Raw genomic sequence first — 24,514 nt, 5'->3', positions numbered from 1 at the left:
CATTAAGTGCGAAAATCAGCGATTATGCGGCTAAAATCGTTTTTAAATCGTCTTCTACGTTGCTAATGCTACGCATATCGAATTTCTCTTGCATGATTGCAAGTAGGTTATCGGTTAAGAACGCAGGGGCAGTCGGGCCTGTGTAAATGCCTTTTACGCCAAGAGCGAATAGAGTTAATAGAATAACAATCGCTTTTTGCTCGAACCAAGAAAGTACCAGCGTTAATGGAAGTTCGTTAATGCCACAATCAAACTCTTTCGCGAGTGCAAGTGCGAGTTGAATCGCTGAGTAAGCATCGTTACATTGACCAACATCCAATAAACGCGGGATACCATTAATATCGCCGAATTGGTTTTTGTTGAAACGGTATTTACCACAAGCAAGCGTCAAGATAACTGAATCTTCAGGTGCTTGAGCAGTAAAGTCTGTGAAGTAGCTGCGTTCCGCTTTGTCACCATCACACCCGCCAACAAGGAAGAAGTGGCTGATGTTGCCTTCTTTTACTTGTTCAATAACCGCAGGCGCTGCTGCCATTAGAGCATTACGACCAAACCCAACCGTGATCATTTGTTCGATCTCGTTATGTTTGAAGCCTTCTTGCGCTAGTGCACAATCAACAACCGCTGTGAAATCGTCACCTTCTAGGTGAGCAACGCCAGGCCAGCCAACAATGCTACGGGTGAATAGGCGATCGGCGTATAGACCTACATTTGGGTTCAATAGGCAGTTAGACGTCATTACGATTGCGCCAGGGAAGTTAGCAAATTCTTTTTGCTGGTTCTGCCATGCGCTGCCGTAGTTACCTACTAGGTGAGGGTACTTTTTCAGCTCAGGGTAAGAGTGAGCAGGAAGCATTTCACCGTTAGTGTAAACGTTGATGCCTTTGCCTTCTGTTTGTTGAAGGATTTTTTCTAAGTCATGTAAATCGTGACCAGAAACAAGGATACATTTACCTTCGATGGTTTTAACGTTTACTTGTGATGGCTCTGGGTGACCAAAGGTATCCGTCTCGCCTAAATCTAGCATTTCCATGATGCGGTAGTTAATTAAACCGATTTGCATAGAACAGTCTAGTAATGCGCTTAGCTCAGTTGGGTCCGTTCCCAACCATGCCATGATTTGGTGGTATTCAGCAAAAACAGCGTCATCAGTTTGGCCAAGAACACGTGCGTGCTCCATGTAAGCAGCTGCGCCTTTTAAGCCGTAAAGACAAAGTAGACGTAGACCAATCACATCTTCATGCTCTGAATCGTGACCACGGTTAACGGCCGCTTGTGGTGCCAATGCGATTAGTTCTTCTACGTTTGTTGGTAAATCAAATAATGCCGCAGGAGAAAGCTCAGATAATTCTGTGTTTGATAACAATGCCGCTGCACGAACTTGTTCTTCAAGTTGTTTTTTGTAAGCGTGTGCTTGTAGTGCGAATTCGATAACACGCTCAGGGTCAAAGTTAACGTTTGTTAGTGTTGCGAAGAAGGCTTTTGGTGCCCAGTGATCGATTTCATCAATTACTACGTTTACTTTACGACCTTGTTCTGCCCAGAAAGAAACCCCTTGTAGTGTGTAAACTAGAATATCTTGTAAGTCAGATACTTCTGCTGTTTTACCACACATACCTTGTGCAAAAGAACAACCTTTCGTTGTCGGCGTTTGAATTGTTTGCTCACATTGGATACAGAACATAGTTGGAACTCCAGTCATTGAATACTTATTGTTCAAATCATGCTAGTTCAGTGTGTTCTACTTTATATAAGAAGATTGCTGAACCCGTCTCGATTTGAATCGACATTGATGAGTTCCTTATTGCACAAGGTGTGCCAGTTTTAAGTTGTTGATTTTAAAGTGTATTTATTTGGTTGTAATATTGCTCGATGTACTTATAACATCGGCAATGTTGTTATAAGTACATCGCTAGAGGTAATTGATTGATTTTTATAGCCCGAATTTTTTTCCCATTCGATATAAATTACCTCTGTCCATTTGTAAAAATTCAGCCGCTTTTGACCAAGTTCCATTCGATTCGGATAAAGCGTGTTCAATGAGTTGTTTTTGATAACTTTCTACAAGCTCTCGCATTGGTTGGCTTTCTTTAGGTAAAAGCAGTGATGTATTTTTAACATCGGCCGGGTGTTCTATATCCCCAAGAAAGTGCGCTAAGGTAATGGTGGTATCACTTTCTTGGATAGCTCTAAGTCCTGCACGCATTAATGTATGTTCAAGTTCTCGTACATTTCCTAACCACGGACTGTTCTCTAAATGCGTCAATGTACGTGGATGAATATGAAGATTAGGCACGTTAAATTGGGTGCGAACTTTATCTAATAAATACCCCGCTAATACAGAGATGTCTCCGTCACGATCACGCAGTGGTGGCACATTTATTGGGAACACATTTAAACGGTGAAATAAGTCAGCTCGAAAGCGTCCAGCTTCTACTTCTTGTTCTAAATTTCGATTGGTTGCGGCGATGATACGCACATTCACCATCACGTTTTTATCCGAGCCAACACGTTGAACTTCACCTTGTTGAATAACTCGTAATAATTTGGCTTGAATTAATAGGGGCAGTTCTCCTATTTCATCCAAGAAGATCGTGCCGTTATCCGCTAATTCAAACTTGCCTGCTCGATGGTTATTTGCGCCAGTAAATGCGCCTTTTACATGACCAAATAATTCACTTTCTGCGAGAGATTCTGGCAGTGCTGCACAGTTTACATAAATCATTGCTTGGTCATTTCGAGAAGATTGCTCATGCACTGCATGTGCGACTAATTCTTTGCCAGAACCGGTTTCACCGCTGATCAATACCGCATAATCTGAATGAGCTACCATTTTGATATTATTGCGTAATCGTTCTATTTGAGGGCTAATCCCAATTAATTCGCCTTTTTGATTTCGGGCTTGTTGGATTAAGGCTTGGTTGATGGATTTCTGTTGTTGGTTACTGTTTTTAAGTGTCTCAATCAAGGCTTTATTATGTAAGGTTGCCGCCGCTAATGCCGCGAAGGTTTCAATGGTGATGTTATCTATCTTTTTAAACGCCCCAACTTCTAGTGCGTCTAAGGTTAATACGCCAACTAACGTATCTTCCACGTATAAGCTGCATCCTAAGCAGTCATGCACCTCAATACTTATGTGTTCATCCACTAATAATTGGCCATCAAAAGGGTCTGGTAAATCTGAATTTGATTCAAATCTAACGGGGTGTTTACTCTCTAAAATTGCTTGTAATCTAGGGTGTACCTTTGGTGGAAAGCAACGGCCTAATACTGCGGTGGATAGACCTTGCACGGCAACCGGTTTTAAGCACCCATCATTATCCAATACAAACAGGGCACTGGCATCACAAGGAAACACTTGATGAATCGAAGAGATTAAGCGTTGATAGTGCAGATCACTGGATAGGTTAGAGCTAAGATCCAATGCGATTTGCAATAAGACTTTTTCAATAGAAGGATTCATTGTGATACACCAAAATAGAAACAGAAAACAAGAGTATCAAATGATGTTAAAAATACATCATTCAAAGGTTAATCTATATCAAGGAAAAGTGAATTAGCAGATAAAACTATCATTAATAGGCGCTATTGGCTCTTATACCTTGTATTTAGGCTATTTAAAATAGTGAGTTGTGCACGAGTAAGTCACATTTAACGTGTATGTTTACGACTTTATCTGACGTAAATTAAGCACTCTTGAAATAAATAACCTACGCTTATTGTTATTGTTGATTCATAAGGGTTTTAAATATGAATAAGTGGTTTGTCGTTTATTTTGCTTTTTTATTTAGTGGTTTTCTTTCTGCTGAAGAGTCAAATCAGTTTGAGATTGGAAAACAAAAAGCCAAAGTATGTATGACTTGTCATGGTGCTGATGGCATTGCATTGATTGATCCCTACCCAAACCTACGAGGCCAGCGCGCTTCTTACCTTGTGTCTGCACTAAAAGATTATAAATCCCGCGAGAGAACGAGTGGGTTAGCCATTCTAATGCAGCAGCAAGCAGATACTTTATCCAATCAAGATATGAAAGATATTGCCTACTATTACTCGATGTTAGGTTCTGAGTCTCAAGATAAAATGGAGTGAAGGCGATGACAGATATCAGGGATTACGATACAAAAGTTGTACGCTATTTTATTATTGCCGCGGTGATTTGGGCGGTTATTGGCATGAGCGTTGGTGTCATGCTCGCCGCCCAGCTTTATTGGCCATCACTCAATTTTGATTCACAATATTTTCAGTTTGGACGGTTGAGACCACTGCATACCTCAGGTGTTATTTTTGGGTTCGTCGTTAATATATTAATGGGGACCTCGCTGTATATTGTTCAACGAACAAGTAAGATTGAGTTATTTAATAAAAGCCTGTCTTGGATGGTGTTCTGGGGATGGCAGTTTATTTTAATTCTCGCCTTGATAACCCTGCCATTAGGATACACAACGACGAAAGAATACGCAGAGTTAGAGTGGCCAATCGATATATTAATCGCCTTAGTTTGGGTGCTTTATGCGGTCCTGTTCTTCGGTACTATTGCGAAACGAACCGTCAGCCATATCTTTGTCGCCAATTGGTTTTTCGGGGCATTTATTCTCGTTATCGCGATGATTTTTATTATTAATAATTTGGCATTACCCGTGTCGATGTGGAAATCTTATTCTGTCTATGCAGGTGCGCAAGATGCCATTGTTCAGTGGTGGTGGGGTCACAATGCAGTAGGTTTCTTGTTAACTGCGGGCATTATTGCCATGAACTACTACTTCATTCCTAAAGTGTCAGAACGTCCTATTTATTCCTACCGTTTATCTATCATTCATTTTTGGGGATTAGTGGGCTTTTATACATGGGCGGGAACGCATCATCTGATCTATTCTTCAGTACCAGAGTGGGTGCAAAATATTGGTATCGTTATGTCGCTGATTTTGTGGATCCCATCATGGGCAGGCGCATTTAATAGTGCGATGACCTTACTTTCTAACAAAGCAAAACTGAAGAAAGACTACATTATGTTGTTTTTTTTCTCGGCCATTCTTTATTACTGTCTAGCGACGTTTGAGGGGCCATTATTGGCGATTCGTTGGTTTAATATGGTTGCTCATAATACCGAGTGGATCATTGGTCATGTGCATTCTGCTGCCTTAGGTTGGGTTGGTATGTCTGCCATTGCTGTATTTTATTACTTTATTCCTCGTTTATGGGGAAAAGAAGATCTGTGGTCACTCCGTCTACTAAAATGGCATTTCTGGTTCGCTCATATTGGGGTTGCCCTTTACGCGATAGCCCTATGGGTTGCAGGGATTGGTGAAGGGTACATGTGGCTTACCCAGCTAGATAATGGCTCACTTGCTTACAGTTTTGTGGAAGCGATGGACTTTAAAGCGCCGTGGTTGTTTGTTCGATTCCTTGGTGGTGTGTTCTTTGTCGTCGGTTTATTGATGATGGTCTTTAATCTGTATAAAACGGTTACCTCAAATTCGGTTCCCACAACAGCAATGGAGGGTAAATCATGATCTTAAGTAAAGACTTTACCCAATCGGTATTCATTTTAATTCTTTCAACGGTTATTGTTGCGTCTTTTTCGCTATTAGTTTGGGTTGTGCCTAATGTATTTATGGCTTCTGATTTAAAGAAAATATCCTTGGCTAAACCACTGACGGCGATTGAACTTGCAGGACGAGATATTTATATCAGTGAAGGGTGTCACGTTTGTCATACTCAAATGGTGCGTCCGTTAGAAGCAGAAATACTGCGTAATGGTCGTGCCAATAAAGAAGCTGATGATATTTATGAGTTTCCAAATTTATGGGGCTCAAAACGTACCGGTCCTGATTTGACGAACATGGGACGTAAGTATTCCGATCAATGGCATGTGATTCATTTAATGAACCCTCGAAGTGTGATACCAACGTCTATCATGCCAAGCTATCCATGGTTGTTTGAACAAACACTCGATGGAGAGGCCATTTCTGACAAAATGCGAGCGTTACGTACGCTTGGTGTACCTTATACGGACGCAGACATTGATGGAGCTCGACTTCAAGTTATTGGGAAAACTCAAGGTGAAGCGTTAATCCGTTACTTGCAGAGCTTGGGTGTTGATACCATGCAAGATCAGGGAGAATAATTATGACTGGATTTTGGAACGTATGGGTCATTAGTCTTACTGTTATCTTCTTAGCGCTAATGGTCTATGTGGTGATTAAATATTGGCGTACCAATCACCTTGCCGATAAAGACAAAACGATTGATTCATTTGATGATATTGATGAAAACGACGGACCACCGCCACGCATTATGTTTGTGGGCTACTTTGTCGCTTTTGCTTGCTCTTTGGTTTTCCTCGTTTTATATCCGGGGCTGGGTAACTGGCAAGGGCTGTTAGGGTGGCAGCAAAGTGATGATACGGTTCAGGATCACAATAAGTCTCTGGATGAACAAATAGCTCAATTAGGTGAGGCTGATTTAACGGTACTCGCTGCCGAACCAAACATTGTGGCTTCCGGTAAAGGGCTATTTCAAACTCACTGTGCGGCGTGTCACCGAGCGAATGGACAAGGTCAAAAGCACTTCCCTAATTTAATTGATAATGTGTGGTTATATGGCGGGTCTGATGATGCCATTTTGCATTCGATTCAAAAGGGGCGTTATGGAGCAATGGCCGGGTGGATAAATATTCTTCCTAAAGAGGATATTCAAAACATCTCTTATTATCTGGCTTCTTTACAGCAGCGCCCACTTAATGCCCCTTCATTAAAGATAGATCTTGGTAAAACCGCCTTTATGAAAAGTTGCATTGCGTGTCATGGAGTGGATGCAAAAGGAAACCAAGCGATTGGGGCACCAAATTTATCTGATAATGTGTGGTTGCATGGAGGAAGCATTGAAGAAATACAGCACACCATTAATTATGGTTTGAATAACATCATGCCTGCGTTTGAAGAGCAACTCAGTGATAACGATATCCTAGCGTTAGGGGCTTTTATTACTGCTCAACGTGTGGCTTATGATGAAAAAATGGCCGCTATTCCACAAGAGGAATTAACACAAGGCGAATACCTTGCTTATGCAGGGGATTGTGTGGCTTGTCATAGTGCTGAAGGAGGTGAGCCATTTGCAGGAGGGCTGCCTTTTGTTACCCCATTTGGAACTGTGTATTCAACCAATATTACGCCTCATTACACAGAAGGGATTGGTGATTACAGTTATGAAGAATTCAAAGCGGCCCTTTATGATGGTAAAGGAAAACATGGCTACCTGTACCCTGCAATGCCTTATACGTCTTATCAATATGTGACAGAAGAAGATGTAAAAATACTGTGGGATTATTTGCAATCAATACCTGCGGTTTCACGTCGTAATGATGAAAATAGCATGATGTTTCCGTCAAATATTCGATTAGGGTTGTTAGGTTGGAATATCGTATTTATGGACAGAGACCCTCTTGATTTAACCAGCAACATACCAGAAGGGTCCACAAAAGAAGAGGCGGATATTTGGGCTCGTGGTAAATATTTAGTCGCGGGGCTTGGGCATTGTTCGGAGTGTCATACGCCACGTAATATTGCTCAGGCATTAGAAACGGATAAGATCTTCCAAGGTAATATTATTGACGGTTGGAATGCACCAGATATTTCGTCACGTGAGTTATATCAAGATCGTTGGGATGTGAAAACCCTGACTGATTTCTTACATACTGGGCATTCAGATAAAGGCTCTGCGTTTGGTGGGATGGCTGATGTGGTTAAGAACAGCACCAGCTTTATGACGCGTGAAGATGTTGAAGCAATGGCGACGTATCTATTGGTGGGCGATGAGAACAATACTATTCCACCAAATACGAAACAGTTGCAACCAACAGGATTCACAGAAGAAGCCAAACAATCTGATATGTATCCTTTATTTGTATCCACTTGTGGTGCGTGCCATGGTGAAGACGGTAAAGGGCGAGATCCTATTGCTCCGACGCTGTTAAATAACGGTATTATCATGCACCGAGATCCATACAATACCATTGCGGTGGTCATTCGAGGGCTTGAACCAAGTTATCTTAATGAAGAAAGAAACTTTATGCCGATGGTGAGCTTTCAAAATATATTAACGGATGCTCAGTTATCTGAATTGATCTCTTTTATTCGTAACTACTTGGGGGATCGCACAGAGGTTGTGACTATTGAAGAAGTGAAAGCGGTACGAGAAAAATTACAACAAGCAGGTTATGCTGGCAATTTCCATACTACGCCTGACATGTACGATAAGCGTGATCGTAATATTAATGTGGAATAGTTATTTTTAGTACGATAAGAATAGAAAGATAAAAAATGGGTCGTTGATAGATAATATCAACGACCCATTTTAATTTGGTAATTTAACTTAAAACTAAGCCACTGCTTTCACTTTATATGTACTTTTCAATCTCAATGCGACATTTACTAAGGCAATTAATACGGGTACTTCGATTAGAGGCCCAATAACGCCTGCAAATGCTTGGTCTGAATTCAAACCAAATACCGCAATAGATACCGCAATGGCTAACTCAAAGTTATTGCCCGTTGAAGTGAATGCGATAGATGCATTTTTATCATAAGGGATCCCTATTTTCTTACCGATAAAGAAGCTAGAGAAAAACATTAATACAAAGTAGATCGTCAGTGGAATGGCAATGCGAACCACATCCATTGGTAGCTCAAGGATCATTTCACCTTTTAAGCTAAACATCAGAACAATCGTACCCAATAGAGCAATCAAGGTGATAGGTGAGATTTTCGGAATGAAAACCGTGTTGTACCATTCTTCGCCTTTTTGTGAGACTAAGATCTTACGGCTTAAGAAACCAGCAAGGAAAGGGATACCCAAATAGATAAGTACACTGTGTGCAATATCCATCATTGAGATATCAACAACCATACTTTCATAGCCAAAGATCGGTGGTAGAACGCTGATAAACAACCACGCCATTGCACTGTAAGTGACGATTTGGAATGCAGAGTTAATGGCAACTAATGCCGCACCATACTCTTTATTACCCCCGCCAATGTCGTTCCAAACTAATACCATTGCAATACAGCGAGCCAAGCCAATAAGGATGATACCCACCATATAACCAGGATGATCGCCTAAGAATGTCAGCGCAAGAATGAACATCAGAATAGGTCCGACAATCCAATTCATAATAAGTGAAAGAGTAATGGCTTTTTTGTCTTTCATGACAGGGCCAAGTAAATTGTAATTCACTTTCGCCAGTGGTGGGTACATCATTAAAATCAAACCAATGGCTAAAGGTATGTTGGTTGTGCCGACCGACATAGATTCATTCCATTCAGCAACTTGAGGAAACTGAACGCCAATAAGAACGCCGATAGCCATCGCTAGAAAAATCCATAGTGTTAAGTATCGGTCAAGAAAACTGAGCTTAGGTTGCATAAAACCTCCTTACGGTTTTATCTAATAAATGATTAGTTTCGTAAATAGTGCGCATCAATCGAATATCGTCGAATTACGATTGATATAACTAAAAATAATCACGTTCTCATTCATACTAATTATAGGCGTTAAATAAGTAACGTGATGATGTTTGAATTTTTAATGATTAGAAATTACATTAAAATTTGATTCATTAATTGATCAAATTGCGCAATGCATTCTCGATTAATTCGGTAACACATTTTTGGTGGTATTGATTCAGCAGTGATAAAACCTGCTTGTTTTAACACTCTTAAATGCTCGGATACCGTTGATTGAGCCAATCCTAACTCAGACACTAAGTCACTGTTTAAGCAGCCACCTGATTTCTCTAATGTCGATAAGATTTTTAAAATACGAACACGGGCAGGGTGCGCTAAGGCTTTCGCTAAGGCTGCAAACTCTTTTTCTTGCTCTAGGTCGTGACCAGAACTTGAAAAAGTGCATTTATCTGTCGGTTGGCATTGAGTTGTCATTATCTGCTTATTAAGTTAATCGTTAAATTACGATTGATAATAGTCTGATTAAAAAAGAAGGTCAAGTAATGCGTACCGAAAAATAAAATTCGTTTCAGTAGAATCGTGATTAAGTTCAAAATTTAATCAATAAATAGTGAAGTTCACACAAGTTTTTCATATAACGACCGATACAGTATTTAGATAAATAATCATTTTGTAGGGTAGATAAATGTTAAATGGAATTTCAACTCATTCAATGGCAAATCCTTATTCAAGATCTATTGCGAATTTGAGTTCAGTCCCTGTATCTACCTCATCAATAAATACAATTAAGGTTCAAGATAACCAAGTATCATTATCTAATGAAGGAAAAGCTTTATTGTATGCACTACAAGAAATTGAGCGAGATAATCAATTTAAAAAACAACAAAATACAGACGTGACAGAGCAAGTAGAATCATTTGCTCATGGTGCACTAGGTATTGATCATCCGGATACAATCGAAGAGGAAAATGATTCTTCTTATTCTGCCGGTCAATACGTTTCAGCTGCGCTTACTGTCGGCGGTATCTTATTAGCGTTAGTGTAGTCATTAATTTTTTATAACTAGTTGTATTTATTTTTATAAGTGACGTAAGGTAAGTCATGTAACTTATTTTATAGGCAATACTTATGGCTAGATTAGCAATGGCAGTGCAAGCTTTATTGGCGATTTCAATTTTCTACTTGGGCTACACTATTTACTCTTTTACGCATTCAATCAATACGGTTGTTGATCGCTACCCTGAGTTAATGAAAGAAGTTCATAAAACCGCGGAGAAACTTGAAATAGAACAATGGTTGTTATTAGCAAAGCATATTGAGGAACTGACGCCTCAAGTTCTCACTTTAGTTAATGAAGTTAAAAATACGGTGGGTGATGTAAACCTAACCGCCGCCTCGCTAGACAGTAAAATCCCTCTTATTCTTAATGAAGTAAAATCCATTCGCACTGAATCTTTGCCTGATGTTATTACGGTAATGAACGCGGTCAATGACAAGACAGTGCCGGCGGCTTTGGTAGAATTAAAACATTATCGTGAGCAAGTTTTCCCTAAAGCGTTTGTAGAGAGTAAGGGGTACCGGGTAACGACCATTCCTGCGGTAATCAAAGAGTCGGAAAGATTACGTAAAGAAGTCCCACCTATAATGATCAAGGCGGATCAGATTATTGATAAGACCGAAGAACTTTCTCAGCAAGCGACTCAAGGCGCGGTAAAAGGCGTGATTTTATCACCGTTTAATTTATTAAGAGAAGCAGGTACAGAGATCCAATCTAAAGTGCAACAATAAATAGCAAATGAGAAGTAATAAAGAAGCTGATTATTCGATCGGCTTTTTTGTTTTTCTATCAAACTTATGTGTTATCTATTCTGTGATTTGAATTTCTGTAGAGAATTTGATGGTTCTTAATGAGATGGACGTATGAAATTTACGAATGTTCAAATCGGTATGAAGCACGCGCTCTACAAAGTGTTCGTAGGCTTGTATGTCTTTAACTATGATGATTAACATGAAATCGTAGTTACCAGATATTTGATAACATTGGGTCACTTCTGGTGCAGCCTTCATTGATTGACGGAAATTTTGATATATATCACCTCGATCTCGCTCCATTTCTACAGAGACTAAGAAGGTCAATTTCTTTCCTGCTAATTCAGGGTTAACGAGGGAGACATCCCCAATAATTACGTTATTGTCGCGTAATCTTTTAATGCGCTTCAAACAAGCAGGAGCCGATAGACCGACAAGATCGGCTAATTCAACATTAGGAATTCGATTATTTTTTTGTAAACGAACTAAGATATTACGATCAATTCTGTCTAATTCCATAATTTCTTATAACTCTATTTTTTACACTTAATATTTTTCAGTATAATTAAAGTAAGAAATTAATTGTACTTTTTATGGCTGATTTTGAAATATACGTCACGATTAAGTTGGTAGAATAGAGTCTTCTTACATTCACATATGGACGTGATATGACTCCTTTTCTTAATTTTTTCAAAACGCTCTTTCAAGATATTATTAACGTAACATGGACACTGTTTAAGATTATGATACCAATCATTATTCTTATTAAAATAGTGGAAGAGATGGGAGGGATCGTACTCCTTAGTAACTTATTAAGTCCTTTAATGGAAACGGTCGGTTTGCCAAAGGAAATGGGCTTAGTATGGGCAACGACGCTATTAACCAATATTTATGGTGGGCTAATCGTGTTTATTAATACCGATATGCCATTAAGTGTGGCTCAAGTCTCTATATTGGGCAGCATGATGCTGTTAGCCCACTCGTTACCGATTGAAGCGGCGATAGCGAAAAAAGCAGGGGTGAATTTATCCATGACCTTACTCATAAGAATTGGAGGTAGTTTTGTACTTGCTTGGTTACTTCACCAAACATATCAAACAGGTGATTATCTTAACCAACCTGCAGTGACCTTATGGCAGCCGGATCCAGTAACCGATACGAGTTATCTGGCATGGGGGATCGGGCAAATTAAAAACTTCGGCGTTATTTTTGGGGTTATTTCTGGGTTGTTGTTTACGTTGAAAGTTCTGAAATTACTTGGAATTGAAAAACTGATGGCCGTTTTATTAAGGCCTTTTTTGAAAATATTAGGGATAAGTAAAGAGGCAACCAACTTAACTATTATTGGCATTACATTAGGATTGTCGTTTGGTGGGGGATTATTGATTAATGAAGCAAAAACGGGACATATACCTGCAAGAGACGTGTTTACTGCCATTATGTTGCTCAATTTACTGCACAGCTTAATAGAAGATACGTTATTGATCCTATTAATCGGTGCGGATTTTAATACGATTTTTTGGGGAAGATTAGTCTTTTCTGTGGTGGTTATATCAGCCATTGCTGCGGGTGTGAGAAGATTAAGTCCTCAATTGTGTGAAAAATATTTCTATCGTAACGTCGCGTTATCTCATTAAGGTAGAAAATGATTAGGACACAAAAAAGCCGATCATAAGATCGGCTTTTTTCATTTTATAACCTGTCGGTCTGGGGATGTTAGTGGCTAATTAAAGCTCGCCAACGGTTGCCCAAACGGCAGCTAATACGTCTTGACCAAAGGCAACGCTTCGCTCAGGAGACCAACCATACAGCTCATCCGCGTGGCTAATGTGATCTTTAAATGGCATTTCAACAGTATAAGAAAGACAGTTGAATTGCTCACCCACCCAGTTAGAACCAACCGTTAAATTTGCAGTACCCGGTGCGTCTTTATCGTAACCAATCTCGTCTTGGAATTCAGGAGTGATAACCAATAGAGCTTGTTTGAACGTAGTTTCTAGTTTCGCAATGCGGTCATTGTAAGAAGGAATACCTTCACCACCAGCCACGAAGTTGTATGGAATTGCTTCATCACCGTGAATGTCTAAAAACATATCCACGCCGGTAGCTAACATACGTTCACGAACTAAGAATACTTCAGGAGATCTTTCCATTGACGGCGTTTGCCATTCACGGTTTAAGTTCACGCCAATCGCATTAGTACGCAAGTGTCCACGGATACTGCCATCTGGGTTCATGTTAGGAACAATGTGGAATACTGCGCTATCCAGTAGGGCACGGCCAACGGTGTCAGTTTCATCTAATAAACGAGATAATAGACCTTCAATGAACCATTCAGCCATTGTTTCGCCTGGGTGTTGACGTCCTGTGATCCAGATATTTTTCTTACCTTCAGCAGGTTCACCGATAGTCAGAATACTAATATCATTATTGTCTAACGTAACGCCCAGAGTTTCTAATTGGCAGCTGTGATGCGTTTGTGCACCGTGCAATAAATCTTGGTGGCGATCGTACGAGTAAGGTGCAAAGTACGCGAAGTACATTGAACGGTACTCTGGCATCACATTAAAGCTAAGCGTATCACCATCAAATTCTGTTGGAATGCGGAACCATTCTTCACGATCATAAGATGCGACAACATCATAATCTTGCCAGCCTTCAGGGTAAGCAGAATTTGCCAACCCTAAGATCTTAAATGAATGCTGCTGTTGAGGTTGGCTTTCTAGGCGAAAGTGAAACCATTGAGCGATCTCAGTTTGATTATCGGCAGGGATAGTTAATTGGATATCATCTGGCGTATTTGCCGCGACTACATGGATATTACCACTTTCAAAATTACTGAATATTTTCATTTATATACTACTCAAATTATAAAGATGATGACCATTAGTTTGTAATTGAAGAGGACTAATTTAAGGTCTCATTTAATACTTTAGCTAAACGGCTTACCGCTTCAACTAATTCTTCAGCATTAGCATTAGTAAAATTTAAACGTAGTGCTGACGGTGCGCCTTCAGGTTTTGGATAAAAAACAGGGCTTGGAACCACCGCAACGCCATTGGCTATTAATGTTTTAGCTAGGGCAAAGGTATCGCAATCTGGAAGAGATAACCAAATAAACATACCGCCATCAACAGGGTTTAGTACGCAGGTTTCAGGCAATTGCTTTTGCAGCTCTGCGAATAAAACATCATAACGAGTTTTATACAATGCTTGAATCTGTTCCATGTGCAGACCAAAATCAGCGTGTTTTAATAAACCAACCAGTAGTGCTTGCATTGGTACGCTTGAATGCAAATCAGCGCCTTGTTTTACTTTAATCAGTGGTTCTAAATAACTTTTCTTACCTGTTACCGCACCGATACGTAAACCCGGAGAGGCAATTTTTGAGAATGAACGCAGCACAATAGAATCGTCTGGGCAGAAGGTTGACACCATTGGAAGCGCTTCACCAGTAAATCGAAGTTCTCGGTACGGCGCATCTTCAATGAAGGCGACCTTGTATTGAATACACAGTTCAGCCACTTTTTTGCGTGTTTCTAATGACCAACATACACCCGTTGGATTGTGGAAATCAGGCACGGCATAGAACATTTTTGGTGAATCTTGAATAAAGCATTGCTCTAGCTCTTCAAGATTAGGGCCAAAATCTGTTTGAGATACGGTTGCAATATTGGCTTGAACCAACCCAAATACTTGCATAGCGCCAAGGTAGCTCGGCGCTTCCATTACTACGGTATCATTTGGGTTCACATAAGCTCGTGCAATAAGATCTAGACCTTGCTGAGAACCCGTACAGATCATCGGCATATGCGTGTCTGGTAATTGGTAGCTTTCCGTTAGTAATTCTAACAGTGGCCCATAACCTGCTGTTGCTCCGTATTGAAAGACTTCTGGCATATCAGATAGGCTTTCTAATGTCGGTTTCATTAAATCAATTGGGAACGTCTTTTCATCAGGTAATCCACCTGCAAGTGAAATGACATTCTTGTCCGTGGCTGCCGCTAAAATCTCTCGAATGTAAGACGATTGGATTTGTTGCAGTGAATGAGCTATTTCCATATATGTTCCCAGTAAAATTAACGTATTTATTTTATCTCTTGATACTACAAGGCGTTGATTAACTTTGTTTGTCCGTTTATGCTTATAAATATGTCCATTTATGCTATTTTGAATTTATGAGCCAACAACACATATCAAGAATTAATGACGTCTTGTTTTATATTCATCAAGACATAAGCCAAGAACTTGCAGCAAAAGACTTAGCTGAAGTTGCCGCTTACTCTGAACAGCATTTTCATCGCATCTTTAAACAAGTGGTTGGGGAGTCTATTCATCAGTATATTCGTCGAACACGCATGGAATATGCAGCTAATCAGCTAATGTTTGATACGAAATCGACCGTTTTGGATATTGCGAATACATGTGGATTTAGTTCACTGTCTTCATTTAGTCGAGCGTTCAAATCAACCTTTGATATGTCTCCGGGAGAGTGGCGTAAGCATGATTTACAAATATCAGATAAACCGTATTTGAAAGATCCAGAAATTGCTGACGGGTATTTAAGTGTGGCGGATAGGGTGTTGCCCCAACCCAAAATTACAGAGGTTTCAGAATTATTAGCGGCTTATGTGAGGCACGATGGTTATAACCGTTCTATCCGAAATGCATGGTTAGTATTAAAAGCGTGGGCAAATTCAGAAAACCGTGACTTCTCAACTCAGTTTGGTTTACACCATTCAAATCCAGCATGGATTAATCTAGATAAGTGTCGATATGTGGCGTGTATTGCGATTGATAAACCGCTGAAATATCGTGGTGTGGTAAACCAAATGGTCATTCCAGGAGGGTTGCATGCGGTATTTCGATTGTATGGTGTCTATGGCCAATTATTACCACAAATTAGTACGGTATTAGAAAAATGGTTACCGGCGTCAGGTTTTAAATTGAGATCAACGCCGGCGTATGTTCGTTATCACCGAAATCATTTTCTAAATGATGAAGAAATGTTTGAATTGGATTTCTATTTGCCGATTAGTTTTTACTAGCCAGATTGTGATTATCTGTTTTTCTTATTTTAATGCTTGATACCATGATTGAGATGATAACAATAATTAAGGCACATTTTTGACCGTTTGAAATGGGCTCATGATAAATCCACACTGCCAAAGCAAGATGGAAAGTAGGCTCAATATATTGAAGTAAACTTATCTTACTTAATGGTGTTTTAAGTATAGATATACTTAATAATAAAATAGGAATTAATTGTAATGGGGCAGAACCCATTAATGTTGCCCAATTAATAACACTAAGCCCTTCTGAATGCGTCAAGATATACCATAAAGCAAGTGGTGCAAAAATGATGTGTTCAAAAAAAACTGCCCCAAATGTATTAAATTTCATTAATTTTTTCATCGCAATATAACTTGCAAAAGAGAGTGAAATTGCCAAGCTCAAAACAGGTAATTGCTTATCTAAATATACATAACTGATAATAGCGAATACCATTAAAAATAAAGCAATTTTTTGTGGTGATCCTAGAGTCTCTTTAAAAAAGGCAAAGCCCATAAAGAAGACGAAAACAGGGGTAATGTAAAATGCTAATGATGCGGCCATGATGTTATTGGTGATGGTGGCATAAACAAAACCAAGCCATGATAAATTCATTAGAATACCCGCTACAAAAGCGAGAGAAATATTTCTAACGCTACATTGCGCTTTATCTAATAAATTCGGTTTTAAGCAGAATACAACGATTAAAATAATGGCAGACCAAAAGATACGGTTAGACAGAATTAATGCAGGGCTCATCTCACCTAATTGATGAAAGTAGATAGGGACCAACCCCCATATCATAAAAGCTAAAGCCCCAAAAAATGTATACATAAAGAACCTTTTTAAAATCAATAATAGAGCAATAATTACGCACAGTTGCGGTGGCGCTGATTCTATGCCCTTATTTGAAATTTTGCTATTAAGTTATGCATCCCATATGATGAAAGTAACGATTGCTGATATTAATATAAAGGGATTAAATTATGTCAGAAGAAAAAGCAACACTCTATTACGTATATGACCCAATGTGTTCATGGTGTTGGGGCTATAAACCAACCTGGGATAAAGTAAAAAAAACGGTGTCTGGTGATATTGATATCGTGTATGTCCTTGGTGGGTTAGCTCCAGATTCTAACGAACCAATGCCTAAAGCAATGCAAACTCAAATTGCCTCCTACTGGCAGAAAATAGAAAACTATCTAGGCACTGAGTTTAACCATGATTTTTGGGAAGATAACACCCCTCGTCGTTCAACCTATCCATCTTGTCGCGCGGCAATTGCTGCTCGTGAGCAAGGGGCAGAATTATCAATGCTTGAAGCTATTCAACAAGCGTATTATTTGAATGCCAAAAACCCAAGTGATAACGAGGTTTTACTCGAATGTGCCCGTAATATTGGGTTAAACATGGAACGCTTTGAATTGGCGTTATTATCGCCAGATACCCACCAAATGTTATTAGATGAAATTGCATTTACTCGATCGATAGGCAGTAATGGCTTCCCTTCCTTATTTCTTAAAAAGGACGGTGAGTTTACTGAAATGCCAATTGATTATGAAAAATCAGAAGGAACCGTTGCTTTACTAAAAAGTCGTCTATGATTAATGCTAGAAAATAATAAATTTTCGATTTCCTCAGTGGATAAGGAACCATAATGACCACAGATTATACTCCTCCAAAAATTTGGGTTAATGACACTAATGGTGGCAATAAGTGGGCTAATATAAATAGCCCTGAATCTGGTGCAAGATATGAGAAAAATCTTCCTATTGGGGAGCATGCTTTACAGCTTTACTCCCTTGCCACGCCTAATGGACAAAAGGTAACGATTCTTTTAGAAGAGTTATTAGCATTGGGAGTGAAAGAGGCTGAATACGATGCGTATCTGATTAATATTGGAGAAAGTGAGCAATTCTCATCAGGGTTTGTTGATGCAAATCCAAATTCAAAAATTCCAGCGTTAGTGGATCATTCGATTGATCCTGAAGTTCATGTTTTTGAATCGGCTTCTATCTTGGTTCATTTAGCTGAAAAATTCGGTCACTTTTTACCAAAAGAAGGCAGTGCAAGAATACAAACGTTTAATTGGTTATTTTGGGCGCAAGGCTCTGCCCCATTTTTAGGGGGGGGATTTGGTCATTTTTACGCGTATGCTGATGAAAAGCAGGAATACCCAATTAACCGCTTTTCAATGGAAGCGAAACGCCAATTAGACGTTCTTGATAAACAACTAGCGACGAATACGTATGTTGCAGGTGAAGAGTACAGCATTGCAGACATGGCGATTTGGCCGTGGTATGGCAACCTAGTGCTAGGTAACTTGTATGATGCGGCTGAGTTCTTGCAAGTAGAGGGCTATACCAATGTAGTGCGTTGGGCAAAAATGCTTGATGCAAGAGAAGGCGTTCAACGAGGGAAAATTGTAAACCGTTCTTGGGGTGAAGAGTGGGAGCAAGTGCCGGAGCGTCATAGTGCTGCGGATATTGATGTGGTGTTAAACAAGAAGCCAAAATAATCATAGTGACGATGTTTAGATCAAAAAAGGCGACAGTTGAATACTGTCGCCTTTGTTTTTTATTCGCACTTATTTAGTTAACTACTCTATCTAAATGAATCAGTAAGGTGGTTACATTTCAAATAAGAAGTAGTAACCATAACCAACCACAAAGGCAGGGACTGCTGAGTAGAAGGTCGCGACCATTGCCGCTTTTGGTGCTAATGCAATCGCTGGGAAAAGTGCATCGCCATCATTTGAAATTGCATTTGAAAGCTGTGCAGACATCGGCATTGCACCAGATAGGTACAGACTCGTGACTAATATTTGAGGACCACAGCCCGGTAATAAACCAATCGCTAAACCAATTAAAGGCATCCACATACCGTAACCTAAGAATACGGTGTGTAAATCGACACCTGAGAAATAGGTAGTCAGTTCAAAAATTAAGAAAGCCACAATCACCCAAGCTGAAACAAAGTTAGTGTCTTGCGCTGCTTTTTGAATAGGATGAGAAGTCACACATTTATTGTCTTCAGAAACTGTTGATTGATAATCGCCGATCTCTTTGGTTAATGACCATAACAACATACTACCAATGGCTAACGCAGCGCCAATCCACTCAATCGTGTGCTCAGGAACATGAAGCAATTGGTTGATATCAACTTGGAAAGAGCCTAACACCGCAACGACAGTCGCAGGAACCAATACCCACTTCCAAAATGCACCTTGTAGATTAATCGCTTTAACTTGTAAGCAAGGAATATCACGCTTAGGTTCTACCATTTCTTTTGCTTCTGGGCGTAAAAAGTCGTCTTTATGCAGGGCGTTTACGATGATGCCAGATACGGCACCCACAACCACACCTAACGCCATCACACCAAATCCGACTTTAGGTTGTGCAGCAATCAATAAGAAAGCCGCATCACCCATGGTAGCCGTTAAAACAGCAACCACTGACCCAAAGCCTACTTTGCCACTAATGTATTGCGTGGTAACAACGATGGCGCCGCCACAGCCCGGTAATGCACCAAGTAAAGAAGAGAAAACAACTTGGTTGGTACGAGATTTATTATATAAGGCCGTAATGCGGTTGGTTTTACCCATAATATTAGATAGGTAATGATAAATGACCAACGTGAAGGCCACATAAGTAGAAACTGCCCAAAATGCATCAGAAAGAGTCGTGACAGTGATGGTGCGTGTTGTTTCTGCCGCGACTAACGCGAGTAATGTAATAGGCAATAATAGACGCTTGTGTTGCAGTGAGAACTGCGAAAACGAGAACGATTGTGAAAATGAATTAGTAGTCATCATAATTATAAAGCCATCAGTAAATGCGAATGATTATTAGTATATGTAAATGAGAATTATTATCAACAATCATTTTAATAGGAATTACCTATTGATATGTGTTTTTTGTTTCTTATTTTAAAAGAGAAGAAAAAGCTGCATAGTTATTTAATTACAGAGAATAGTTAATTAAAAGCGAATAAATGTTAAATAAAAGTTGTGATTGTGCGCTTGTTTGATGAGATTAAATGCTGCCGAATGAATTAGATTTGCTAGTATCTTGAACAATCAAACTCAATAGAGTGAATTGGACGATTACTTTTTATTATAGGTAAGCCAAGAAAAAACACAGAACAATTATGAGGGAATATATGAAAGCAGTTGAAGCGAACTTTGATGGTCTTGTTGGACCAACGCATAACTACAGTGGTTTATCGGTTGGAAATATTGCCTCTAAAAATAATAAATCGGGTGCTTCAAACCCAAAGCAAGCGGTGAAGCAAGGCTTAGAAAAAATGAAAGCCCTGTATGATATGGGGTTTGTTCAAGGGGTATTAGCGCCTCAAGAACGTCCTGATATTGCTACGTTACGCCGTTTAGGCTTTTCTGGGTCAGACGCTAATGTATTGCAACAATCACATCAATATTCTCCTCAGTTACTCGCGGCTTGTAGCTCGGCATCAAGTATGTGGACAGCAAACGCAGCGACCGTATCCCCAAGTGCGGATACGACGGATGGCAAAGTTCACTTTACGCCTGCAAATCTCATTAATAAATTTCATCGCTCAATTGAAGATGAAGTGACCGGCAATATTCTAAAAGCCACGTTCGCAGATGAAAAACACTTCTCACATCACGAAGCCTTGCCACACAGTGATTACTTTGGCGATGAAGGCGCAGCGAATCATACACGTTTTTGTAATGAGTACGGCGAGCAAGGTGTCGAGTTTTTTGTATTTGGTAAGAGTGCATTTAATGACCGTTACCCAGCACCTAAAAAATACCCTGCGAGACAAACATTAGAAGCGAGTGAGGCGATTGCACGAACGCATGGTCTACGTGAGCAATTTACGGTCTTTGCACAACAGAACCCAGACGTTATCGACCAAGGGGTTTTCCATAACGACGTTATTGCTGTCGGTAATAAGAATACGTTATTTTGTCATCAACAAGCGTTTTTGAATCAAGAACAAGTGAAATCTGAGTTAAGTGCTTCTTATGGTTCTGGCTTTAATGTTATTGAAGTGCCAACTGATGAAGTGTCGCTTCAAGATGCAGTAGAAACGTATTTGTTTAATAGCCAATTAATAACAAAGCCGAATGGTACAACCTTGATCATTCTTCCACAACATTGTCGTGAGAACCCAAGAGTGTGGGCTTATTTAAACGAGCTTGTAGAGCAAAAACGTGGCATTGATGAGCTACATACCTTTGATTTAAAACAGAGTATGCAAAATGGGGGCGGCCCAGCCTGCCTTCGTTTACGTGTCGTATTGAATCAAGCTGAACAGAAGGCTGTAAACCAGCAGACATTAATGAATGATATGTTATTTTCAACGTTGAATGCGTGGGCGGATAAACACTATCGTGATCGTATTGAAGACAAAGATCTTGCGGATCCTCAATTGCTATTAGAATCACGTGCTGCACTCGATGAGTTAACGCAGATCATGCAGCTTGGCTCTGTGTATCCGTTCCAGAAATAACATTACGTAAGTCTTTAAAATACGCCAATGGCTTCGATATTCCATAAAATCGAAGCCATTTTTATTGATATTGATGGACATTGTATGGCGCTTACACCGTTAATTATGATGAAAACATGGTTTTAATGTTATCTTTTTCATTATGTTGATAGAGATTAAATAACCATGTTTTTTGTGCATTAGTGGTTTTTTCACTGACAACAAAAGCAGAATGTAATTTGGTATTACTGATGATAGCGTGTCGGTATTCATGAGTTAACTCTGAGGTTAATTTACTCTCTTTATTTATGTTATCGAGCAGAGAGGAGAGTTGAATAATAAGCGCCATGGTATTTTGTTTACTGGCAATTCTATATAAGTACCCCCCATTAGTTTTTTCGCATACCCAATACTCAATATTATCCATTTCTATTTTATGAGGTGTGATAAACAAGGCTTCACTGTTGTAGTGCCATTGTTTAATATTTACTGGGGTATGCTTAAATTCTGGCTGACCTGAGTCGGGGTCTACGACATCGTTAATCAACAAACAAGGTTTACTGTTTTGTGCGGTCGCGCTGTTCCAGTGAATAGGAATAAACAGTGAGTTTTCGCTTATCTCTTCGGTAACACAGACGCGAGCTTGAATTGCGCTGTTTACATTGTAAATTTCAGCTATATGGTTGTTTTCAAGTTGATACTCAATGGCGGTTTTAGGGTGGATTTGCACAAAAGGTTCCGCTGTGTGAGAAGCTAAGGTTTCAGATAATCCAGTGCGACTCATGGTATGCCAATGATCACGAATACGACCTGTATTTAGCAGTAAAGGATAGCTCATAGAAGTGGCATGCTGAGGCGATGAATAGCTTATCGGTACAAATCGTGCTCGTTTATCTGGAGTAAAGAACTGCGCGTCTGAAAACAACCGTATGTGTTGTATATCTGCTTTTTCTTGTATATTTGGTTGCTGTTCTAATACTGGCCATTGTTGAGGAGTCAACTCGCTGTATCCTTTATCATCCAGAGTAGTTAACCCAAGTAAGTGTAAATCTCTTGGCTGCTTGTCCTGTCCTAGTGTCGTCATTTGAGCATATTCTTTAAATATTTCGCCTTCATGACGATAAGTAAACGCGGTTTCAAATCCCATATTCTGAGCAACTTGAGAGATTATCCACCAATCCGGCTTGGCCTCTCCTGGGCTTGGTAAAATCCGACGTTGACGTGAGATTCTGCGTTCTGAATTGGTTACTGTGCCTGATTTTTCACTCCATCCTTGGGCGGGAAGAACCACATCGGCAAAAGCCATGGTATCGGTATTATCCATACAATCGGACACGACAACCAATGGGCACTTTTCTAACGCCGTCATTATTTTTTTACTATTAGGTAAGCTCACCACAGGGTTCGTTGCCATTATCCATACGGCTTTGATTTTTCCTTCTGCCATCGCATCAAACAAGTCTATGGCTTTTAAGCCTTCTTTTGTTGCTAAGGTATCGGTTTTCCAGAAATCGGAGATAAGCTGATGGTGCTTGGGATTATTAAATTCCATGTGTGCTGCAAGTGTATTTGCTAAGCCACCCACTTCACGTCCCCCCATTGCATTGGGTTGCCCTGTGATCGAAAAAGGCCCACACCCTTGATAGCCAATTTTCCCCATCGCCAAATGGCAATTGATTATCGAATTAACTTTATCTGATCCTTGAGAAGATTGATTGACTCCTTGAGAATAAATGGTCAGTATTTTTTTGTTTTTCGTAAAAATATCATAAAATTCAGTGAGTTCATGTTCTTTTAAACCAGTAACATCAACAATGCTATGTTCTTTTTTTGCTAACGTTAAAGCCGCATCAAACCCTGTGGTATGCTGTTCAATGTATTCGTGATTAAGTTGTGTATTCTCTGAAATATGAGTCAATAAGCCATTAAATAAGGCGACATCAGATCCCGATTTTATTGCTAAATGGTGATCGGCAATATCACAGGTTTCAGTTCTTCTTGGATCAATAACAATAACGATTAAATCTGGGTTTGATTGTTTGGCTGCGCGTAAACGTTGAAATAAAACAGGGTGGCACCATGCGAGGTTTGATCCTGTAATGATCACGGCCTCGGCGTGTTCGATGTCTTCATAGCAGATTGGAACGGTATCGCTGCCAAAAGCACGTTTATGACCAACCACACTCGATGCCATGCAAAGGCGTGAGTTACTGTCGATATTGGCACTGCCTATAAATCCTTTCATCAACTTATTGGCGACGTAATAATCTTCTGTTAATAATTGGCCTGAGACATAAAAAGCGACAGAATCTGGCCCGTTTTCATCTATGGTTTTTTGAAATTTATCAGCAATATGTTGTGTTACGTCTGTCCAAGGAGTGCGCTTTCTTGTTTGTTTTTTATCATGGCGGATCATTGGATAAAGCAGACGACCTTCAGTGCCAACCGTCTCGCCTAATGCGGCGCCTTTAGTGCATAATCGTCCAAAATTGGAAGGATGAGTTTTATCCCCTCGTATCTCTAATTTGCCATCAGAAGTCGGAATCGCATCAATGCCACAGCCTACACCACAATAGGCACAGGTCGTTTTTATCCATTTTTCATTGCTCATTATCCAATCCTTAATAATTTTAGCTTAATAAAAATAGAGCAAAATATGAACCATTATTTAATACGTTAACAATAAAGATTTTAAAGTGAATAAATAATTTTAAATC

General features: G+C 39.7%; 21 protein-coding genes. 11 read left to right on the top strand and 10 right to left on the bottom strand.

Going from position 1 to position 24,514, the window contains the following annotated elements:
- Nucleotides 1–22: 22 nt before the first annotated feature.
- Both hcp and norR read right to left on the bottom strand, forming a co-directional pair.
- A complete protein-coding gene (hcp, locus tag A6E06_RS19000; RefSeq protein ID WP_065592747.1) occupies nucleotides 23–1,684 on the bottom strand; it encodes a hydroxylamine reductase in 1,662 nt (553 codons plus the stop codon).
- Between the two features lie 249 nt (nucleotides 1,685–1,933).
- Entirely contained in the window at nucleotides 1,934–3,463 is a 1,530-nt protein-coding gene (norR, locus tag A6E06_RS18995; protein WP_065592748.1) for a nitric oxide reductase transcriptional regulator NorR, read from the bottom strand.
- Between the two features lie 287 nt (nucleotides 3,464–3,750).
- Here norR and A6E06_RS18990 point away from each other — a divergent pair, with 287 nt between their 5' ends.
- Genes A6E06_RS18990 through ccoP form a run of 4 tightly spaced genes read left to right on the top strand, consistent with a single transcriptional unit; the run spans nucleotide 3,751 to nucleotide 8,283 of the window.
- Nucleotides 3,751–4,089 carry a cytochrome c gene (locus tag A6E06_RS18990; RefSeq protein WP_060992176.1) on the top strand — a complete coding sequence of 113 codons (339 nt, stop codon included), beginning with the start codon at nucleotides 3,751–3,753 and terminating at the stop codon, nucleotides 4,087–4,089.
- Nucleotides 4,090–4,094: 5 nt separating this feature from the next.
- A complete protein-coding gene (ccoN, locus tag A6E06_RS18985; RefSeq protein WP_065592749.1) occupies nucleotides 4,095–5,510 on the top strand; it encodes a cytochrome-c oxidase, cbb3-type subunit I in 1,416 nt (471 codons plus the stop codon).
- Nucleotides 5,510–6,124 carry a cytochrome-c oxidase, cbb3-type subunit II gene (gene ccoO / locus A6E06_RS18980; protein ID WP_083190377.1) on the top strand — a complete coding sequence of 205 codons (615 nt, stop codon included), beginning with the start codon at nucleotides 5,510–5,512 and terminating at the stop codon, nucleotides 6,122–6,124. The genes ccoN and ccoO overlap by 1 nt, the downstream gene beginning before the upstream one ends.
- A gap of 2 nt (nucleotides 6,125–6,126) precedes the next feature.
- Nucleotides 6,127–8,283, top strand: a complete 2,157-nt coding sequence (gene ccoP, locus A6E06_RS18975; RefSeq protein WP_065592751.1) for a cytochrome-c oxidase, cbb3-type subunit III — start codon at nucleotides 6,127–6,129, stop codon at nucleotides 8,281–8,283.
- Between the two features lie 93 nt (nucleotides 8,284–8,376).
- Here the strand turns inward: ccoP and arsB are convergent, their stop codons facing one another.
- Both arsB and A6E06_RS18965 read right to left on the bottom strand, forming a co-directional pair.
- Nucleotides 8,377–9,420 carry an ACR3 family arsenite efflux transporter gene (arsB, locus tag A6E06_RS18970; protein WP_065592752.1) on the bottom strand — a complete coding sequence of 348 codons (1,044 nt, stop codon included), beginning with the start codon at nucleotides 9,418–9,420 and terminating at the stop codon, nucleotides 8,377–8,379.
- Between the two features lie 173 nt (nucleotides 9,421–9,593).
- Nucleotides 9,594–9,935: a helix-turn-helix transcriptional regulator gene (locus A6E06_RS18965; RefSeq protein ID WP_065592753.1), complete on the bottom strand. Its 342-nt coding sequence runs from the start codon at nucleotides 9,933–9,935 to the stop codon at nucleotides 9,594–9,596.
- A gap of 211 nt (nucleotides 9,936–10,146) precedes the next feature.
- Between A6E06_RS18965 and A6E06_RS18960 the strand changes: the two genes are divergently transcribed.
- Nucleotides 10,147–10,506 (top strand): hypothetical protein, encoded by a 360-nt coding sequence (locus A6E06_RS18960; RefSeq protein ID WP_065592754.1) that lies wholly within the window; start codon nucleotides 10,147–10,149, stop codon nucleotides 10,504–10,506.
- An 83-nt stretch (nucleotides 10,507–10,589) separates the two neighbouring features.
- Nucleotides 10,590–11,249, top strand: coding sequence for a hypothetical protein (locus A6E06_RS18955; RefSeq protein WP_065592755.1), 660 nt, complete (start codon nucleotides 10,590–10,592; stop codon nucleotides 11,247–11,249).
- Between the two features lie 75 nt (nucleotides 11,250–11,324).
- Here the strand turns inward: A6E06_RS18955 and A6E06_RS18950 are convergent, their stop codons facing one another.
- Nucleotides 11,325–11,789 carry an Lrp/AsnC family transcriptional regulator gene (locus A6E06_RS18950; RefSeq protein ID WP_065592756.1) on the bottom strand — a complete coding sequence of 155 codons (465 nt, stop codon included), beginning with the start codon at nucleotides 11,787–11,789 and terminating at the stop codon, nucleotides 11,325–11,327.
- Nucleotides 11,790–11,938: 149 nt separating this feature from the next.
- Between A6E06_RS18950 and A6E06_RS18945 the strand changes: the two genes are divergently transcribed.
- The gene (locus A6E06_RS18945) at nucleotides 11,939–12,907 is read left to right on the top strand and encodes a hypothetical protein (RefSeq protein WP_065592757.1); all 969 of its coding nucleotides are present in this window, start codon (nucleotides 11,939–11,941) and stop codon (nucleotides 12,905–12,907) included.
- A 90-nt stretch (nucleotides 12,908–12,997) separates the two neighbouring features.
- Here the strand turns inward: A6E06_RS18945 and A6E06_RS18940 are convergent, their stop codons facing one another.
- Both A6E06_RS18940 and A6E06_RS18935 read right to left on the bottom strand, forming a co-directional pair.
- Nucleotides 12,998–14,122 carry a M14-type cytosolic carboxypeptidase gene (locus tag A6E06_RS18940; RefSeq protein ID WP_065592758.1) on the bottom strand — a complete coding sequence of 375 codons (1,125 nt, stop codon included), beginning with the start codon at nucleotides 14,120–14,122 and terminating at the stop codon, nucleotides 12,998–13,000.
- A gap of 55 nt (nucleotides 14,123–14,177) precedes the next feature.
- Entirely contained in the window at nucleotides 14,178–15,332 is a 1,155-nt protein-coding gene (locus A6E06_RS18935) for a PLP-dependent aminotransferase family protein (RefSeq protein WP_065592759.1), read from the bottom strand.
- Nucleotides 15,333–15,448: 116 nt separating this feature from the next.
- Here A6E06_RS18935 and A6E06_RS18930 point away from each other — a divergent pair, with 116 nt between their 5' ends.
- On the top strand, nucleotides 15,449–16,318 hold the full coding sequence (locus A6E06_RS18930; RefSeq protein ID WP_065592760.1) for a GyrI-like domain-containing protein: 870 nt from the start codon (nucleotides 15,449–15,451) through the stop codon (nucleotides 16,316–16,318).
- On the opposite strand, the gene A6E06_RS18925 is transcribed toward A6E06_RS18930, so the two are convergent.
- Nucleotides 16,305–17,156 carry an EamA family transporter gene (locus A6E06_RS18925; protein WP_065592761.1) on the bottom strand — a complete coding sequence of 284 codons (852 nt, stop codon included), beginning with the start codon at nucleotides 17,154–17,156 and terminating at the stop codon, nucleotides 16,305–16,307. The two genes, A6E06_RS18930 and A6E06_RS18925, sit on opposite strands and share 14 nt — an antisense overlap.
- 152 nt (nucleotides 17,157–17,308) lie before the next feature.
- Between A6E06_RS18925 and A6E06_RS18920 the strand changes: the two genes are divergently transcribed.
- Together A6E06_RS18920 and yghU are read left to right on the top strand one after the other, a co-directional pair.
- Entirely contained in the window at nucleotides 17,309–17,926 is a 618-nt protein-coding gene (locus A6E06_RS18920; protein WP_065592762.1) for a DsbA family protein, read from the top strand.
- A 53-nt stretch (nucleotides 17,927–17,979) separates the two neighbouring features.
- Nucleotides 17,980–18,840 carry a glutathione-dependent disulfide-bond oxidoreductase gene (gene yghU / locus A6E06_RS18915; RefSeq protein WP_065592763.1) on the top strand — a complete coding sequence of 287 codons (861 nt, stop codon included), beginning with the start codon at nucleotides 17,980–17,982 and terminating at the stop codon, nucleotides 18,838–18,840.
- Nucleotides 18,841–18,951: 111 nt separating this feature from the next.
- On the opposite strand, the gene A6E06_RS18910 is transcribed toward yghU, so the two are convergent.
- Complete coding sequence (locus tag A6E06_RS18910; protein WP_065592764.1) at nucleotides 18,952–20,136, bottom strand: putative manganese transporter; 1,185 nt, start codon at nucleotides 20,134–20,136, stop codon at nucleotides 18,952–18,954.
- Nucleotides 20,137–20,483: 347 nt separating this feature from the next.
- Between A6E06_RS18910 and astB the strand changes: the two genes are divergently transcribed.
- Nucleotides 20,484–21,818, top strand: a complete 1,335-nt coding sequence (gene astB / locus A6E06_RS18905; RefSeq protein ID WP_065592765.1) for an N-succinylarginine dihydrolase — start codon at nucleotides 20,484–20,486, stop codon at nucleotides 21,816–21,818.
- A gap of 103 nt (nucleotides 21,819–21,921) precedes the next feature.
- Here the strand turns inward: astB and A6E06_RS18900 are convergent, their stop codons facing one another.
- Nucleotides 21,922–24,408 (bottom strand): molybdopterin oxidoreductase family protein, encoded by a 2,487-nt coding sequence (locus A6E06_RS18900; protein ID WP_065592766.1) that lies wholly within the window; start codon nucleotides 24,406–24,408, stop codon nucleotides 21,922–21,924.
- Nucleotides 24,409–24,514 lie beyond the last annotated feature (106 nt).

The sequence above is a fragment of the Aliivibrio sp. 1S175 genome, assembly GCF_001690985.1.
GTDB lineage: Bacteria > Pseudomonadota > Gammaproteobacteria > Enterobacterales > Vibrionaceae > Aliivibrio.
Note: the sequence above shows the minus strand (reverse complement) of the source record. Positions and strands in the feature narration are given on the sequence as shown.

Bases quoted from the DNA above. Each gene is read 5' to 3' on its own strand.
- hcp (WP_065592747.1), bottom strand. From the start codon at position 1,684: ATGTTCTGTATCCAATGTGAGCAAACAATTCAAACGCCGACAACGAAA.
- norR (WP_065592748.1), bottom strand. From the start codon at position 3,463: ATGAATCCTTCTATTGAAAAAGTCTTATTGCAAATCGCATTGGATCTT.
- A6E06_RS18990 (WP_060992176.1), top strand. From the start codon at position 3,751: ATGAATAAGTGGTTTGTCGTTTATTTTGCTTTTTTATTTAGTGGTTTT.
- ccoN (WP_065592749.1), top strand. From the start codon at position 4,095: ATGACAGATATCAGGGATTACGATACAAAAGTTGTACGCTATTTTATT.
- ccoP (WP_065592751.1), top strand. From the start codon at position 6,127: ATGACTGGATTTTGGAACGTATGGGTCATTAGTCTTACTGTTATCTTC.
- arsB (WP_065592752.1), bottom strand. From the start codon at position 9,420: ATGCAACCTAAGCTCAGTTTTCTTGACCGATACTTAACACTATGGATT.
- A6E06_RS18965 (WP_065592753.1), bottom strand. From the start codon at position 9,935: ATGACAACTCAATGCCAACCGACAGATAAATGCACTTTTTCAAGTTCT.
- A6E06_RS18960 (WP_065592754.1), top strand. From the start codon at position 10,147: ATGTTAAATGGAATTTCAACTCATTCAATGGCAAATCCTTATTCAAGA.
- A6E06_RS18955 (WP_065592755.1), top strand. From the start codon at position 10,590: ATGGCTAGATTAGCAATGGCAGTGCAAGCTTTATTGGCGATTTCAATT.
- A6E06_RS18950 (WP_065592756.1), bottom strand. From the start codon at position 11,789: ATGGAATTAGACAGAATTGATCGTAATATCTTAGTTCGTTTACAAAAA.
- A6E06_RS18945 (WP_065592757.1), top strand. From the start codon at position 11,939: ATGACTCCTTTTCTTAATTTTTTCAAAACGCTCTTTCAAGATATTATT.
- A6E06_RS18940 (WP_065592758.1), bottom strand. From the start codon at position 14,122: ATGAAAATATTCAGTAATTTTGAAAGTGGTAATATCCATGTAGTCGCG.
- A6E06_RS18935 (WP_065592759.1), bottom strand. From the start codon at position 15,332: ATGGAAATAGCTCATTCACTGCAACAAATCCAATCGTCTTACATTCGA.
- A6E06_RS18930 (WP_065592760.1), top strand. From the start codon at position 15,449: ATGAGCCAACAACACATATCAAGAATTAATGACGTCTTGTTTTATATT.
- A6E06_RS18925 (WP_065592761.1), bottom strand. From the start codon at position 17,156: ATGTATACATTTTTTGGGGCTTTAGCTTTTATGATATGGGGGTTGGTC.
- A6E06_RS18920 (WP_065592762.1), top strand. From the start codon at position 17,309: ATGTCAGAAGAAAAAGCAACACTCTATTACGTATATGACCCAATGTGT.
- yghU (WP_065592763.1), top strand. From the start codon at position 17,980: ATGACCACAGATTATACTCCTCCAAAAATTTGGGTTAATGACACTAAT.
- A6E06_RS18910 (WP_065592764.1), bottom strand. From the start codon at position 20,136: ATGATGACTACTAATTCATTTTCACAATCGTTCTCGTTTTCGCAGTTC.
- astB (WP_065592765.1), top strand. From the start codon at position 20,484: ATGAAAGCAGTTGAAGCGAACTTTGATGGTCTTGTTGGACCAACGCAT.
- A6E06_RS18900 (WP_065592766.1), bottom strand. From the start codon at position 24,408: ATGAGCAATGAAAAATGGATAAAAACGACCTGTGCCTATTGTGGTGTA.